Origin of the sequence: Leifsonia naganoensis, assembly GCF_013410615.1 — a bacterium.
In the GTDB taxonomy this organism is placed as follows: Bacteria; Actinomycetota; Actinomycetes; order Actinomycetales; family Microbacteriaceae; genus Leifsonia; species Leifsonia aquatica.
Genome location: NZ_JACCHJ010000001.1, coordinates 731,974 through 746,586 on the forward strand (window position 1 = coordinate 731,974; position 14,613 = coordinate 746,586).

Sequence of the window (14,613 nt, forward strand, 5' to 3'; positions counted from 1 at the left end):
AACGCATGGAGCCGTTCACCGCCGAATCGGGCGCCGACATCGCCACGCTCGGCCACCGCATCCGCCACTTCCGCACGAACCGCGGGCTCACACTCGATGAGCTGGGAGTGGAGGTCGGCGTCGCTCCGAGCCAGCTCTCCCTCATCGAGAACGGCAAGCGCGAGCCGCGTGTCACGTTGCTCGTCACGCTCGCGAACGCGCTGGGCGTCCAGCTCGCCGATCTGCTGTCGGCCGAGCCGCCGGACGAGCGCGCCGCCCTCGAGATCGAGCTCGCCCGCGCGCAGCGCGGTACCCTCTACGGCTCGCTCGGGCTGCCCGCGGTGAAGCCGACGAAGGGCACGCCGACCGAGACGCTGGAGGCTCTGGTCGGCCTGCACCGCGAGCTTTCGCGCCGCGCGTCCGAGGCGATCGCCACCCCGGAGGAGGCGCGCCGGGCCAACACCGAGCTGCGAGAGCGGATGCGCGCCCAGAACAACTACATCCCCGCCATCGAGGAGCTCGCCGAGGAGCGCGTGCGCGCCTCCGGGCACACCCGCGGCGCCCTCACGCACCGCGAGGTGAGCGTGATGGCTGAGCAGCTGGGCTTCGAGTTGATCTACGCCAGCGACCTCCCCCGCTCCACCCGCTCCATCACCGATCTGGAGAACGGCCGCATCTACCTGCCGCCGGCCTCCATCCCGGGCGGTCACGGCCTGCGGTCGATGGCGCTGCAAGCGATGGCGCACCGCCTCCTCGGTCACGAGCGGCCCGACAGCTACGCGGACTTCCTGCTGCAGCGGCTCGAGATCAACTACTTCGCCGCCTGCTGCCTCATGCCCCGGGATGCCGCTGTCGCGTTCCTCGCGGAGGCAAAGAAGGAGAAGGATCTGGCCGTCGAGGACTTCCGCGACGCGTTCGGCGTCACCCACGAGGCCGCGGCCCTGCGCCTGACGAACCTCGCCACGGCCCACCTCGACATGACCCTGCACTTCCTGCGGGTCGGCGACGACGGCGCCCTCTACAAGGGCTACGAGAACGACGGACTGCCCCTGCCGACCGACGTGACCGGCTCCATCGAGGGTCAGGTCGTCTGCCGCAAGTGGGGCGCGCGCGGGGCGTTCACGCACACCAACCGGACCACCGAGCTATATCAGTACACCGACACCCCGGTCGGGACCTACTGGTGTGCCACGCAGGTCGGCTCGACCGCCGAGGGCGGCTACTCGATCAGCGTCGGCGCGCCCTTCGACCAGGCCAAGTGGTTCCGCGGCCGCGAGACGACCGTGCGGGCCGAATCCCGCTGTCCCGACGAGTCCTGCTGCAAGCGGGCGCCGTCGGAGCTGTCCGGCCGCTGGTCGGGCAAGGCGTGGCCCAGCGCCCGCCTGCACGCGCACATCCTGTCGCCCCTGCCGTCGGGCTCGTTCCCCGGAGTCGACGACTCGGACGTGTACCGGTTCCTGCAGCAGCACTCCGGGGCGTAGGACTCAGACGCGATCGAGCCGTAGGCTGGCGGGGCGCCCGGGGAAGGCGCGCCGACGTTCGAGGGGGATCACGTGAGGCTGACGCCGCTGACGAAGACCGGCCGACCGAGGGCACGGACCACGGGTCTGGGCGCACTCAGCGCCCTCCTCGTGCTCGCGCTGACCGCGTGCACGCCGGGGGCGCCGGTCCATCGATCGAGCACACACACGACCGAGCCGGTGACGAAGTCGAGCGCGACTCCCACTCCGGCGCCCCTCCCGGACGGTGTGATCGCGACGGCGACCGTCTCGACGCCGGAAGGGGCCGACGCGGGCACCCTCACGATCACCGTCTCCGGCGGTCAGGTGGCCCTGGCGTTCCCCGCCTCGTCGGTCCACGCCGACTCCCTCCGCCTGACCACCGCTGCCGCGGACGAGTGCTCCGACTCCGCGCTATCGTTCGCGCAGGATTCGCCTGACCACGGGATCGCGGTCACGTTGAACCCGGCCAGCATCGTGCCCGATGGTGACCCGACCTTCTTCCGTTCGGTGCAGCTGACCACGTTGAACGAGGCGCCGAGCACCTGCCTCTTCACGACCGTGGCGAGCGGCACGATCGAATGGAAGATCGCCCCGCGCGGCCTGTCGACCACCGTCGAGGATTCCGGACCTGCCGAGTTCGCGCGCGGCACGGTCACCACGGCCGGCGGGTCCGCCGTCGCCTACACGCCGGCCAGGGGCGACACGCCGATCGGCGTCGCACGTCGCCTCGGGATCACTCTGGCCGACCTGGAATGGCTGAATCCGATGCGCGCCTTGCTCCAGGCCGGCATGCCGATCAACCTGGATCCGGCGCGACGCGGGCAACCGGTCGACGCCGGCTGACCATCCCGGATCTGTCCACCAGTCCGACTGCGATGCCCCGGTACGTTTGCGCGCCGGCGAGCGGGTGCAGTCGTACCGCGGCACCGCAGTCGCGTGGCGGGAAGCCGGCCGCGGGCTACTTCGGCTGCATGCGGATCGCGCCGTCGAGGCGGATGGTCTCGCCGTTGAGCATGGCGTTCTCGACGATGTGGCGCACGAGCGCGGCGTACTCGGCGGGCTTGCCGAGACGGGAGGGGTGCGGGACCTGGGCGGCGAGCGAGTCCTGGGCGGCCTGCGGCAGGCCCGCCATCATCGGCGTCTCGAAGATGCCCGGGGCGATGGTGACGACGCGCACGAGGCTGCGGGCGAGCTCCCGGGCGATCGGGAGGGTCATGGCCGCGACCCCGCCCTTGGACGCGGCGTAGGCGGGCTGGCCGATCTGCCCGTCGAACGCGGCGACGGAGGCCGTGTTGACGATGACGCCGCGCTCGGGGCCGAACTCGCCCTCGAGCGGCTCGGTGGTCACCATGGCCGCGGCGGCGAGGCGCGTGACGTTGAAGGTGCCGATCAGGTTCACGCGCACGACGCGCTCGAAGTCCTCCAGCGGGAGGACGCCGTCGCGGCCGAGCATGCGGGCGGCGGTCGCGATGCCGGCGCAGTTGACGACGATGCGGAGCGGCGCGAGCTCCGAGGCCGCGTCGACGGCCGCCTGCACCTGGTCGCCGTCGGTGACGTCGCCGGGCACGAACCGCGCAGTCGGGCCGAGGGCGGTCGCGGCCTTCTCGCCCTGCGAGCTGGGGAGGTCGAACAGCACGACACGGGCGCCCGCGTCGGTGAGCGCGCGCGCCGTGGCGTTGCCGAGGCCGCTCGCGCCTCCGGTGACGAGGGCCGAGCATCCGTCGATCAGCATGGTTCTCCTTCCGGTGCGCGCCTCAGCGCAGCACCTCGATCAGGGTCGCGTTGGCGGTCCCTCCGCCCTCGCACATGGTCTGCAGGCCGTACCGACCGCCCGTCGCCTCCAGCTCGTTCAGCAGCGTCCCGAGCAGGCGCGTTCCGGAGGATCCGAGGGCGTGCCCGAGGGCGATGGCGCCGCCGCGGGGGTTGAGCCGGGCGGGGTCGGCGTCGAACTCGCGCTGCCAGAACAGCGGCACGGAGGCGAACGCCTCGTTGACCTCGTAGGCGTCGATCTCGTCGAAGCGCACGCCGCTGCGGTCGAGCAGCTTGCGGGTGGCGGGCAGGATGCCCGTCAGCATGAAGAGCGGGTCGCTGCCGGCGACGGCGAACGAGTGGAACCGGGCGCGCGGGCGCAGGCCGAGCCGGGCCGCGGCCTCCTGGGACATGATCAGCGCGGCGGAGGCGCCGTCGGTGAGCGGGGACGAGTTGCCCGGCGTGATCCGCCAGTCGAGCTGGGGGAAGCGCGCGGCGAGCTCCTCCGTGCGGAACGCCGGCGAGAGGCCCGCGAGCTTCTCGGCGGTCGTGCCGGGCCGGATGGTCTCGTCGGCCACGACGCTGCCGCTGTCGGGCGTAGGGACGGGGACGAGCTCGCCCTCGAACGCCCCGCTCGCCGCGGCCTCCGCCGCACGCTGGTGCGAGGTCGCCGCGAACGCGTCCAGCTCGGCCCGGGAGATGTCCCAGCGCTCGGCGATCAGCTCGGCCGAGACGCCCTGCCCGACGAGCCCCTCCGGATAGCGGGCGTGCATCAGCGCGCCGCCCCGGGAGGCGTTGCCGACGTTCGAGCCGAGCGGCGCCCGGCTCATCGACTCCACGCCGCACGCGATGACCACGTCGTAGGCGCCGGAGATCACACCCTGGGCGGCGAAGGCTGCGGCCTGCTGGCTCGATCCGCACTGCCGGTCGATCGTGACCGCGGCCACGCTCTCGGGGAATCCCGCGCTCAGCACCGCCGTGCGCGTGATGTTCGCGGCCTGCTCGCCCGACTGCGTGACGCAGCCGCCGATGACGTCGTCCACGCTCTCGGGGTCGATCCCCGTGCGGGCGACGAGCTCCATCAGCACTCCGGCGAGGAGGTCGGCGGGATGGATGTCCGACAGCTCCCCATCCGGCTTGCCGCGGCCGGACGGGGTGCGGACGACGTCGACGATGACGGCTTCGCTGCGCGGCATGTCAGGCTCCGAACGGGTCCGGGGTGAGCGTGTACTTCGTGCTGAGGTACTCGTGGATGCCCTCGAGCCCGCCCTCGCGTCCAAGGCCCGACTGCTTCACGCCACCGAACGGCGCGGCTGCGTTGGAGAGGACGCCCACGTTCAGGCCCATCATCCCGGTCTGCAGACGCTCGATCATGCGCTGCCCGCGCGCGAGGTCCTTCGTGAACACGTAGGAGACGAGCCCGAACTCCGTGTCGTTCGCCATGCGCACGGCGTCGTCCTCGGTCGAGAACCGCACGATCGAGAGCACCGGGCCGAAGATCTCCTGGCGCAGGATGTCACTGCCCGCCTTCACGTCGGTGACGACGGTCGGCTGGTAGAACGTGCCCTGCCCCTCCACCCGCGAGCCCCCGGTGAGGACGGAGGCGCCCCGGGCGACGGCGTCCGCGACGAGCGCCGCGGCCTTGTCGACGGCGTCGGAGTCGATCAGCGGGCCGATCGTCACGCCCTCCTCGGTGCCCCGGCCGACGCGCATCCCGTTCACGCGCTCGGTGACGCGGCGGGCGAACTCGTCGGCGACGTCCTCGTGCACGATGAACCGGTTGGCCGCGGTGCAGGCCTCGCCGATGTTGCGGAACTTGGCCAGCATCGCGCCGTCGACGGCCTTGTCGAGATCGGCGTCCTCGAAGACGACGAACGGGGCGTTGCCGCCCAGCTCCATCGACGTGCGGAGGACGTTCTCCGACGCCTGCTTGAGCAGAGACCGGCCGACCTCGGTCGAACCGGTGAACGACAGCTTGCGCAGGCGCGGGTCGGCGATGATCGGCCCCGAGACCTTGCCGGAAGTGGAGGTCGTGATCACGTTCAGCACGCCGGCCGGCAGGCCCGCATCCTCCAGCAACCGGGCGAAGTACAGTGTGGTGAGGGGTGTCAGCGCGGCCGGCTTGACGACCACGGTGCAACCCGCCGCGAGCGCCGGCGCGATTTTGCGGGTCGCCATCGCGAGCGGGAAGTTCCACGGCGTGATCAGGAAGCAGGGTCCGACGGGGTGCTGCGAGACGATCATCCGCCCCGTCCCCTCGGGGTTGGTGCCGTAGCGGCCGGCGATGCGCACGGCCTCCTCCGAGAACCAGCGGAGGAACTCGCCGCCGTACGTGACCTCGCCGCTCGCCTCGGCCAGGGGCTTGCCCATCTCGAGCGTCATCAGCAGGGCGAACTCGTCACGTCGCTCCTGCAGCAGATCGAACGCACGGCGCAGGATCTCGCCGCGTGCGCGGGGCGGCGTGGCGGCCCAGTCGTCCGCCGCGGCGACGGCGGCGTCGAGAGCGCGTGCACCGTCCTCCGGGGACGCATCGGCGATCGTCTTGATCAGGTCGCCGGTCGCGGGGTCGTAGACCGACAGGGTGCCGGCCGAGCCGGAGGTCCACTCCCCTCCGATGAACAGTCCGTCGGGGACCCGGTCGAGCAGGGCCTTCTCATCCATAGCGTCGTTCCTCTCCGTTGTCGTCCGTCGCCGCCGACTGCACGAGCGGCACCGAGCGGTGGTCGATCGTGGTGGCCAGCGCGATGACGGTGGATGTGCGGGTGATGCCGGGGCCGCCGACGATGCGGTCGATCACCCGCTGCAGGTCGGCGTTGGAGCGGGCGACCGCGCGGATCAGGAGGTCGCCGGACCCCGTGATCGTGTGCACCTCGAGCACCTCCGGGATGCCGCTCAGGTGGTCGACGACGGTCACGCGCCAGTCGCCCTGCGCCACCTCGGCGGTGACGAACGCCGTCACCGGGTAGCCGAGCCGCTCGCTGTCGATGGTGGGCGCGAAGTCCTTCACCACACCGGAGCGCTGGAGCCGGTCGAGCCGGGCCTGCACCGTGCCGCGGGCGACGCCCAGGCGGCGGGAGGCCTCGAAGACGCCCAGCCGCGGCTCCTCGGTCAGGAGCGCGATCAGGTCGGCGTCCAGCTTGTCGATCATCGGCCTCCTTCGGTCCTCGCACATCGTACGACCCTCGCGGGCGGCTTCCTACACGCTGGCGGGAATCCCCAGGAACGGGAGAGCAGCCTGCTTGAAGGCGCGGGCGCTCAGCGTGGTGATGTGGTCGCGGCGCGGCACTCGCACGAGCCGGGCTCCGAGGATCTCCGCCGCAGCCTCGGCGTCCTCCGCGACAGGGTCGACCTCGCCTGCGACGAGGAGGGTCGGCAGCCCGGTCGGGCCGAGCGGGAGCGGATGGGTGCCCATCCCCTCCACGCAGGCGGCCAGCGCGTCCAGGTCGACGCCCGGCGCGCGGCGGAGGGAGACCAGGAGCGGCCCGAGGGCGAAGTCGGGCGCGGAGACCTCCGCGCCGTGACGGATCGCGGCCTGGACTGCCGGGATGCCCCAGTGCCCGAACTGCTCGACGGTGCCGATCCCGCCCACGACCAGCCGGCGCACGCGGCCGGCGGGGATCTCGGGCACCAGCCCGGCGAGCGCGAGCGAGACCCAGCTGCCCATCGAGTAGCCGATCACGTCGACCTCCCCCAGCCCCTCCGCATCGAGCACGGCGCGCAGATCGGCCGCAAGGATCGCGGGCGAGTAGGCGGCGGGGTCGTGCGGGGCCTCGCTCCCGCCGTGGCCGCGCAGATCGGGGACCAGGGCGCCCCGGCCCGCGGCGGCGAGCGCGTCCACCCAACCCGTCGACTCCCAGGTCAGAGCGCCGGTAGTGGCGAAGCCGTGCACGAGTAGCACGGGATCGGGTCCGGGATGACGCGTGACGAGGAGGCGGAGGGGACCGGTCATGCCCCCATCCTCCCCCTCCCCCGGTCGGCCGGAGTCACGGCCGGGTGGTGCGCACCCGGGTGAGCACGGCCTCCGCGAGCACGTCGACCGTGTCGGCCACGTCGGCGAAGAAGTCGTCGTGGACGGTGGCCGTCTCGCGCAGGATCTGCTCGCAGACCAGCAGCGGGTCGCGGCCGGCCCACGCCCCGGGTTCCGGGAGGACCGGCTCGACGACGCTCGGTCCCGCTCCGGCGCGGGCGCGGTCGAGGGCGCGGGAGGTGGCGTCGTGGACCGCGAGGGCGTCCACTCCGTCCACGAGTTGCACGGGCATCCCCTGCACCCGGGACGGTCCGGCGGCGCCGACGAAGACGACGGGCAGCCGGGAGACGGCGGCGGTCGTCATCGCCTCGTCCACTTCTCGCGCCGTGCTGCCCGGGCCGAGCAGCACCAGGGCGACCCCACCCGTGCGGTCGAGCTTCGCGCCGAGCGCCCAGGCGACGGCGTGGGTGACCGGGGAGCCGTCGGCCGCCCGGCGGTCACGGGCCTGCAGGGCCAGCGAGGCATCGGCACCGGTCGCGACAGCGACGCCGAGGTCGCGGGCGGCGGGGAAGGCCAGGTCGCGGGCGGGGTCCAGGGCGGCGGCGCTGCCGACCTGGACGGCCTCGCGGCCGGAGACGGGACGGTAACCCTGGAGCTCGCCCCGGTGCTCCATGGCCCGCGCTCCGCCGTCGATACGGCGGACGGTCGCCAGGGTGCGGTAGAGGCGGCGCAGCAGTGCCGGGAGGCCCACGGGCGCGACGGTCACCGTCTCGAGGGTGGTCAAGGGCATGGCCACCACTCTCGCCCACCGGCGCGGACCGGGCAACGCGGGCCCGATCCGCCCAGCAGGTTGTCCAGCTAGTCGGAGACTCCGGCCCTGTCGTTGTGCAATGTGCTCTTCGCGAGCCGCGACGGCCACCAGATCGCGCGGCCGATGTCGTACGACAGCGCCGGGACGAGCAGGGTGCGCACGACCACGGTGTCGAGCAGCACCCCGAAGGCGACGATGAAGGCGATCTGCACCAGGAACAGGATGGGGATGACGGCGAGCGCCGCGAAGGTCGCCGCGAGCACGATGCCGGCCGAGGTGATGACGCTGCCGGTGAGGCCGAGCCCGCGCAGGATCCCTGGCCGGGTGCCGATGCGCAGCGACTCCTCCCGCACGCGCGTCATGAGGAAGATGTTGTAATCCACCCCCAGCGCGACCAGGAAGACGAAGCCGAACAACGGCACCGTCGCATCCGCCCCGGGGAAGCCGAACACATGGTTGAACACGAGCGCGGAGACGCCGAGCGCGGCGCCGTACGAGAGCACCACGCTGCCGATGAGCAGCACCGGCGCGAGGATCGACCGCAGCAGGAGCATCAGGATGAGGAGGATCACGCCGAGCACGATCGGGATGATCTTGGCGAGGTCGCTCTGGGCGGTGTCGTTCGTGTCGAGGGCGATCGCGGTGACGCCGCCGACGAGCACGTCGGAGTCCTCCGCGGGGAGCGTCGACCGCAGCGTGCGGACGACGTCCTCGGCGGCGGCCGAGTCCGGCTCGGCGGAGAGAGTGGCCTGCACCAGCACGCGACCGTCCTTGACGATGGGGTCGGCGGGTGCGCCGGACTGCGACGGGCGCACGTTGCCGGCGTAGAGGGTCGCGGTGCTGATGCCGTCCGTCTTCTTCGTCGCGGTGAGCACGGCGTCGGCGTCCGCCTCCCGGGTCACGATGAGGACCGGCGAGCCGGACCCGGCGTCGAAGTGCTCGGCGAGCACCTTCTGGCCGTCCGCGGCGTCGGACTGCGAGAGCACGAGGTCGGTCTGCTCCACACCGTTGGCCTTGAGCTGCGTGAGGCCGAGCGCGCACGCGGCGAGCAGGACGAACGACACCAGCCACGTGACGCGGGGCCGTCCGGCGATCAGGCGGCCGACGCGCAGCCAGATGCCGCGGATGCCCTCGAGGCCCGCGATGCGGGGGCCGGCCTCGTGCTCGTGCCGGTGGTCGTGCTCGCCGATGACCTTCGGCCGGAACGGCCAGAACGACGCGCGGCCGAACACGGCGAGCAGGGTGGGCAGCAGGGTGAGCGCGGCGAGCAGCGAGAACACGATGCCGATCGCGGCGATCGGGCCGAGGCTCTTGTTCGAGTTGAGGTCCGAGAAGAGCAGGCACAGCAGCGCCAGGATGACGGTCGCACCGGAGGCGGCGATCGGCTCCAGCGCCGCCTTCCACGCCCGGATGATCGCGACCCAGCGGGAGTCGACCTGCTCCAGCGCCTCCCGGTAGCGGGCGACCATCAGCAGCGAGTAATCCGTCGCCGCTCCGATGACCAGGATCGACAGGATGCCCTGACTCTGCCCGCTCAGCTTGATCCATCCCCAGAGCGCGAAGAGATAGACGACGAGGATGGCGGCGCAGAGCGCGAAGATCGAGGTCAGGAGCACCAGGAACGGCAGGAGCAGCGCCCGGTAGACCAGCAGCAGGATGACGAAGACGGCCGCGACGGCGACGAGCAGCAGGATGCCGTCGATCCCGCCGAAGGCGTTCACCAGGTCGGCGGTCAGCCCCGCGGGGCCGGTGACCCAGCCCTGGGTGCCGCTCGGGAGGTTGTCGTGCAGCGTCGTGCGCAGGTCGGCGACCACGGTCTTGACCGAATCCGAGTCGGCGATGGGCACGATGAACTCGACGGCGAGGCCGTCCTCCGAGGGGATGGGTCCGGCGACGCTCGTCGTCTGGTCGCCTTCGGGGGCCTGCACGCCCTTCACCTCGCCGAGCTTCGCGCCCAGCTTCGCGTAGTCGGCCAGGGCGGACGACGGGATCGCGGAGTCCGAGCGCACGACCACGATCGCGGGAATCGCATTGGAGTCGGTGAACTTCTGCTGCCAGTCCTGTACCTCGGTCGACTCGGCGCTGGCCGGAAGGAAGGCGGCCTGATCGTTGCTCGAGACGCCGGAGAGCTTGCCGAACGTCGGGCCGCCCAGACCGGCCAGGACGAGCCACACCAGGATGAGGACCGTGGGCAGCACGATGCGCAGCCAGATCGGGGGTCGCGCCTGGGTCTTCGTCGGCTCGGTCACGTCATCTCCAATTAGCTAGCCAGGATAGTAATCAGCTTAGCGCCGAGTTGCTGCCGACGCCAGACTACCCGGATCGACGATCCGGGGCGAGCGGGTGCCACTCAGGAGGCGGGGACGAGCTCCGCACCGGCGTGGGCCAGCTCCGCGAGGGCGGCCTCGGACGAGTCGGCGGCGACTCCCGCCACCAGACCGGTGAGCACGCGCACGTGCTGGCCGTGCGCGAGGGCGTCGAGCGCCGAGGCCCGCACGCAGTAGTCGGTCGCGATGCCCGCCACGTCGATGGTGTCGATGCCGTGCTCGTCGAGCAGATTGTGGACGGTCGATCCGGCGTCCGTCCGACCCTCGAAGATCGAGTAGGCCGGGACGCCCTGCCCCTTGAGCACGTGGTAGTCGACGCGGGAGGTGTCGAGGGCCGGGTGATATTCGGCGCCCGCCGTGCCGGCGACGCAGTGCGCGGGCCAGGTGTCGACGAAGTCGGGCTCCGCCGCCGTGGCGAAATGGCCGCCATTGTCGGAGTCGCCGTCGTGCCAGTCGCGGCTGGCGATCACGACCGCGTAGTCGTCGCGGTGCTCGGCCAGGTAGCGGGTCAGGCGTTCGGCGACGGCCGCTCCCCCGGCGACGCCGAGCGCACCGCCCTCGGTGAAGTCGTTCTGCACGTCGATGATGAACAGCGCCTTGCCCATGCGGGCCTCCCTCGACTGGTCAGGGTGCGAACAGGCCGGTCAGGTGTTCGACAGGTTGTCGCCGCACTTGTAGATGCCGGTGACGAGCGTGTCGATCGCCTGCTTGGCGTTGTCGCCCACGTTGCCGAGAGCGTACACGGCGAACGTGAGCGGGGTGCCGTCGGCGGAGTCGACGATGCCGGAGAGCGTGTAGCCGTTGTCGATCCAGCCGGTCTTGGCATGCACCGCGCCGCGGGCGGCGGAGTTGGCTCCCGTGAAGCGGTTGTAGCCCGGGCCGAGCGTGCCGGACTGACCGGAGACCGGCAGGCCGTCGTAGATCACGCCGAGGCCGTTCTCGCGGTTCAGCACCTTGATGAAGAGCCGGGTCATGTACGACGGAGGCACAGCGTTGTTCGCGCTCAGCCCCGAGCCGTCGGCGATGTGGAGGCCGGCGGTGTCGATCCCGTAGCCGGTGAGGCCCGCGAGCACACCCGCGTTCTCGGCATCGAAGGTGTTGCCGGCACCGTTCTTGATCGAGACGAGGCGGGCGAGCTCCTCCATGATCGTGTTGTCGGAGTACTTCATCGCCTGCTGGATGAGTGTCGTCACCGGCTGCGACTGCACGGCCGCGAGCTGGCGGGCGCCGGCGGGTGCAGTGCCCTCGGAGACCGGGACGCTCGTGCCGAGGTACTGCTGGAAGTACTGAACCGCACGGCCGACCGGGTCGGTGCTGCGCGGGGACTCGACCGCGCCGGGGTCGTCGCGGTCGCCGTCGACCATCAGGGCGGTCATGTACGGGGTCGATCCCTCGACGACGCGCTCCTCGTTCTCGTCCCAGCTGGGCTGCCAGACCGGGCCGCCGAAGAGGGAGGCGTCGACGACGATGGAGGTGATCGGCTGTCCGCCCATCGCCTGCTTGGCCTGGTCCGCCAGGTCCTGGATGGACGGGGCGCCGGTGTAGAACGCGCCCTGGCCTCCGGGCAGACGCGACAGCGTGACGTCGCCGCCGCCGACCAGCACGATCTGGCCGGGAGTGCTGCCGGCCACGACCGTCGTCGAGACGCGGTAGTCGGGACCGAGGGTCGCGAGCGCCGCGGCAGAGGTGACGGTCTTCATGACGGAGGCCGTGGGACCGGGCGTGCCGCCGTTGCGGTCGAACAGCACCTCGCCCGTCTTGGCGTTGACGACCTGGGCCTCGAGGTTGCCGAGGCGGCCATCCTGAGCCAGACCGGCGACCGAGCAGGTGCGGATGCGGCTCGCGGCCGGCGCGGCGGCGGGGACCGGGCGCGCGGGGTCGACGGTGGGCGTCGGGGTGGGGGTGGGCGTCTTCGTGGCGGACGCGCTCGCCGTCGGGCTCGGCACACCGGCCGCCGAAGCGGGCGAGCCGACCGTCGCTCCGAGGGCGACGCTCCCGGTGCCGAGGACGACCAGCGCGGCGGCTCCGCCTGCGATCATCCAGGCGCGGGGGTGCTTGCGGATGGCGGTCATGATGCCGGCCGTCATGCCGGCGAGGCCGGCCGCCGCTACACGACGCGGGCTGCTCGCGGGGGTCGACCCCGTCGTCGCTGCGGCCTCGCGCTCGGCCGAGAGCCGCTCCGAACGGGTCGCGGGCGCGGCAGCGGGGACGCCGGCGTCGGGCGCTGCGGCATCCTGATCGAGCGAGGGAACGGGGGTGGTCGACGGGATCGACGGGTCTGACTCGGTGCCGTTCGGCAGACCGGAGTCGGGCTGGTCCGATTCGTGCATCCGGGTATGCTACCTGCCTTTTCTGGGAGCGTCACCCGTCGGGGGGTCACGAGTGCGGCCGTCGGGCGGGAGGGGTGTGCTCCCTCCCGCCCGGTGCGCCTCAGCTCGCGACAGGCTCCGCGGCGAGCGCGGACCACTCCGGGGAGAGGGCCGGCTGCACCTCGGGGCGGCTCTCGATCACGACGGAGCGTTCGGCCTCCCCCGCCTCGATCGTGGAGACCATGGCGTCGAGCACGTGGTAGGCGAGCTCGCCGGTCGCACGCTCGGGACGACCCTCCCGCAGCGCCTCCGCCAGCTCGGCGACGCCCGTGCCGCGGGTGGTCGTCGAGCCCTCGGCCGCGATCGTGCGCGGTTCGTCGCCGTCGGTGTAGAGCAGCAGGTCGCCGTCGAAGCCGTTGACGTCGGGGACGACCAGCGTCCCCTCGCTGCCGGCGATCTCGAAGCGGGTGCGCTGCAGCTTCGAGTCGAAGCTGAACACGCTCTGCGCGCTGGTGCCGTTCACGAAGCGGTACCCGGCGCCGACGTACGTCGGGACGGTGACAGGGAAGCTCTCGCCCGCGCGCGGCCCCGATCCGATGGTGCGGTTGGCGTGGGCGGTCCCGAGAGCAGCGTCGACCGAGGCGAACGGGCCGAGCAGCTGCACGAGGGCCGTCAGATAGTACGGGCCGACGTCGAAGAGCGGGCCCGCGCCGTCCTGGAACAGGAAGTCGGGGTTCGGATGCCAGCTCTCCGGGCCCGGCGACTGCAGCAGGGTGAGGGCGGACTGCGGCACGCCGATCGCACCCGACTCGATGAGGCGGCGCGCGGTCTGCACGCCCGCGCCCAGGAACGTGTCGGGCGCGGCGGCGACCCGCAGCCCGGCAGCGGCGGCCGTGTCGAGGAGGAGCCGGGCGCTGGCGCGGTCGAGTCCGAGGGGCTTCTCGCTCCACACGTGCTTGCCGGCGGCGAGGGCCTGCAGTCCGACCTCCACGTGCACCTTCGGCAGCGTGAGGTTGACGACGATCTCGATGTCGTCGTCGGCGAGGAGGCGCTCGACCGATCCCGAGTCCGGGATGCCGAAGGCGGCGGCCTGAGCAGCAGCCCGGCTCTCGTCGAGGTCGGCGACGAAGCGCACGTCGACGCCCGGGAAGCGGGTGAGGTTGCCGAGGTACTCGGCGCTGATGACGCCGGCGCCGATCAGGCCGACGCCGACGGGACGGTGCGCGCTCATGCGGAGACCTTCTCGGTGAGGAAGGCGTAGCTGTCCGCGATCACCTGGAAGCGGTCCGAGCGGGAGTCGTCGACCTCCACGACGTGCAGGGCGTTCGGCGCCGCCGCCAGGATCTCGGCGATCGGCAGCGAGCCGGAGCCGACCGCGACCTGGTCGATCTCAGCATCGGTGGCCGGGCCGTCCTTGACGTGGATGGCGGTGACGTGGTCGCCGAGCGTGTTCAGCAGTGCCACGGGGTCGATGCCGCCGACCGCGACCCAGTAGGTGTCGAGCTCGATCGCGACCTCGTCGCCGACGTGGTCCGCGAACACCTCGAGGGCCGTGCGGCCGCCGATGCGGGCACGGATCTCGTGGGCGTGGTTGTGGTACGCCAGGGCGACGCCGTGCTCGCGGGCGACGGCGGCGGCGGCGCGGAACTCGGCGGCGACGGCGGCGACCTCCTCCTCCGTGGTCCAGCGGTCCTCCGGCACGTACGGGTCGATCACGGTGGCGACGCCGATCTCGGCCGCGGTGCGGAAGATCTGCTCCTGGTCGCGGCCCAGCACGAGGTTGTGCGCGGTCGGGACCGCCAGCCCGGCGGCGGCGATCGCGTCGCCGAGCCCCGGCCAGGTGGCGAAGTCGTAGGCCTCGACCAGCTCGAAGCCGATGGCGCGCACGCGGGCGAGCGCGCCGGGCAGGTCCTCGGCCAGCGCCTCCCGGATCGAGTACAGCTGGACGGACAGGGGTGATGGTGACACG

At 72.2% G+C, this 14,613-nt stretch carries 13 protein-coding genes; 2 read left to right on the forward strand and 11 right to left on the reverse strand.

The window, feature by feature from the left end; translation table 11 throughout:
* Positions 1-5 precede the first annotated feature (5 nt).
* Together HNR14_RS03550 and HNR14_RS03555 are read left to right on the forward strand one after the other, a co-directional pair.
* The gene (locus tag HNR14_RS03550) at positions 6-1,460 is read left to right on the forward strand and encodes a helix-turn-helix transcriptional regulator (RefSeq protein ID WP_179699916.1); all 1,455 of its coding nucleotides are present in this window, start codon (positions 6-8) and stop codon (positions 1,458-1,460) included.
* A gap of 72 nt (positions 1,461-1,532) precedes the next feature.
* A complete protein-coding gene (locus HNR14_RS03555) occupies positions 1,533-2,324 on the forward strand; it encodes a LysM peptidoglycan-binding domain-containing protein (protein WP_179699917.1) in 792 nt (263 codons plus the stop codon).
* A gap of 115 nt (positions 2,325-2,439) precedes the next feature.
* On the opposite strand, the gene HNR14_RS03560 is transcribed toward HNR14_RS03555, so the two are convergent.
* The 11 genes from HNR14_RS03560 to HNR14_RS03610 form a co-directional block, all read right to left on the reverse strand.
* Positions 2,440-3,213 carry a 3-hydroxyacyl-CoA dehydrogenase gene (locus HNR14_RS03560; RefSeq protein ID WP_179699918.1) on the reverse strand — a complete coding sequence of 258 codons (774 nt, stop codon included), beginning with the start codon at positions 3,211-3,213 and terminating at the stop codon, positions 2,440-2,442.
* A gap of 22 nt (positions 3,214-3,235) precedes the next feature.
* A complete protein-coding gene (locus tag HNR14_RS03565; protein WP_179699919.1) occupies positions 3,236-4,426 on the reverse strand; it encodes a thiolase family protein in 1,191 nt (396 codons plus the stop codon).
* A 1-nt stretch (position 4,427) separates the two neighbouring features.
* Positions 4,428-5,891, reverse strand: coding sequence for an NAD-dependent succinate-semialdehyde dehydrogenase (locus HNR14_RS03570; RefSeq protein ID WP_179699920.1), 1,464 nt, complete (start codon positions 5,889-5,891; stop codon positions 4,428-4,430).
* A complete protein-coding gene (locus HNR14_RS03575; protein WP_179699921.1) occupies positions 5,884-6,378 on the reverse strand; it encodes an Lrp/AsnC family transcriptional regulator in 495 nt (164 codons plus the stop codon). The genes HNR14_RS03570 and HNR14_RS03575 overlap by 8 nt, the downstream gene beginning before the upstream one ends.
* Positions 6,379-6,426: 48 nt before the next feature.
* The gene (locus tag HNR14_RS03580) at positions 6,427-7,179 is read right to left on the reverse strand and encodes an alpha/beta fold hydrolase (protein WP_179699922.1); all 753 of its coding nucleotides are present in this window, start codon (positions 7,177-7,179) and stop codon (positions 6,427-6,429) included.
* A 34-nt stretch (positions 7,180-7,213) separates the two neighbouring features.
* The gene (locus tag HNR14_RS03585; RefSeq protein WP_179699923.1) at positions 7,214-7,987 is read right to left on the reverse strand and encodes a thiamine pyrophosphate-dependent enzyme; all 774 of its coding nucleotides are present in this window, start codon (positions 7,985-7,987) and stop codon (positions 7,214-7,216) included.
* Between the two features lie 68 nt (positions 7,988-8,055).
* The gene (locus HNR14_RS03590; protein WP_343064403.1) at positions 8,056-10,257 is read right to left on the reverse strand and encodes an MMPL family transporter; all 2,202 of its coding nucleotides are present in this window, start codon (positions 10,255-10,257) and stop codon (positions 8,056-8,058) included.
* Between the two features lie 101 nt (positions 10,258-10,358).
* Positions 10,359-10,940 (reverse strand): isochorismatase family protein, encoded by a 582-nt coding sequence (locus tag HNR14_RS03595; RefSeq protein WP_179699924.1) that lies wholly within the window; start codon positions 10,938-10,940, stop codon positions 10,359-10,361.
* Positions 10,941-10,979: 39 nt separating this feature from the next.
* Entirely contained in the window at positions 10,980-12,665 is a 1,686-nt protein-coding gene (locus tag HNR14_RS03600; RefSeq protein WP_179699925.1) for a D-alanyl-D-alanine carboxypeptidase/D-alanyl-D-alanine-endopeptidase, read from the reverse strand.
* Between the two features lie 100 nt (positions 12,666-12,765).
* The gene (locus HNR14_RS03605) at positions 12,766-13,875 is read right to left on the reverse strand and encodes a Gfo/Idh/MocA family protein (protein WP_179699926.1); all 1,110 of its coding nucleotides are present in this window, start codon (positions 13,873-13,875) and stop codon (positions 12,766-12,768) included.
* Positions 13,872-14,612 carry a TIM barrel protein gene (locus HNR14_RS03610; protein ID WP_179699927.1) on the reverse strand — a complete coding sequence of 247 codons (741 nt, stop codon included), beginning with the start codon at positions 14,610-14,612 and terminating at the stop codon, positions 13,872-13,874. Before HNR14_RS03610 ends, HNR14_RS03605 begins: the two co-directional genes overlap by 4 nt.
* Position 14,613: the final 1 nt, after the last annotated feature.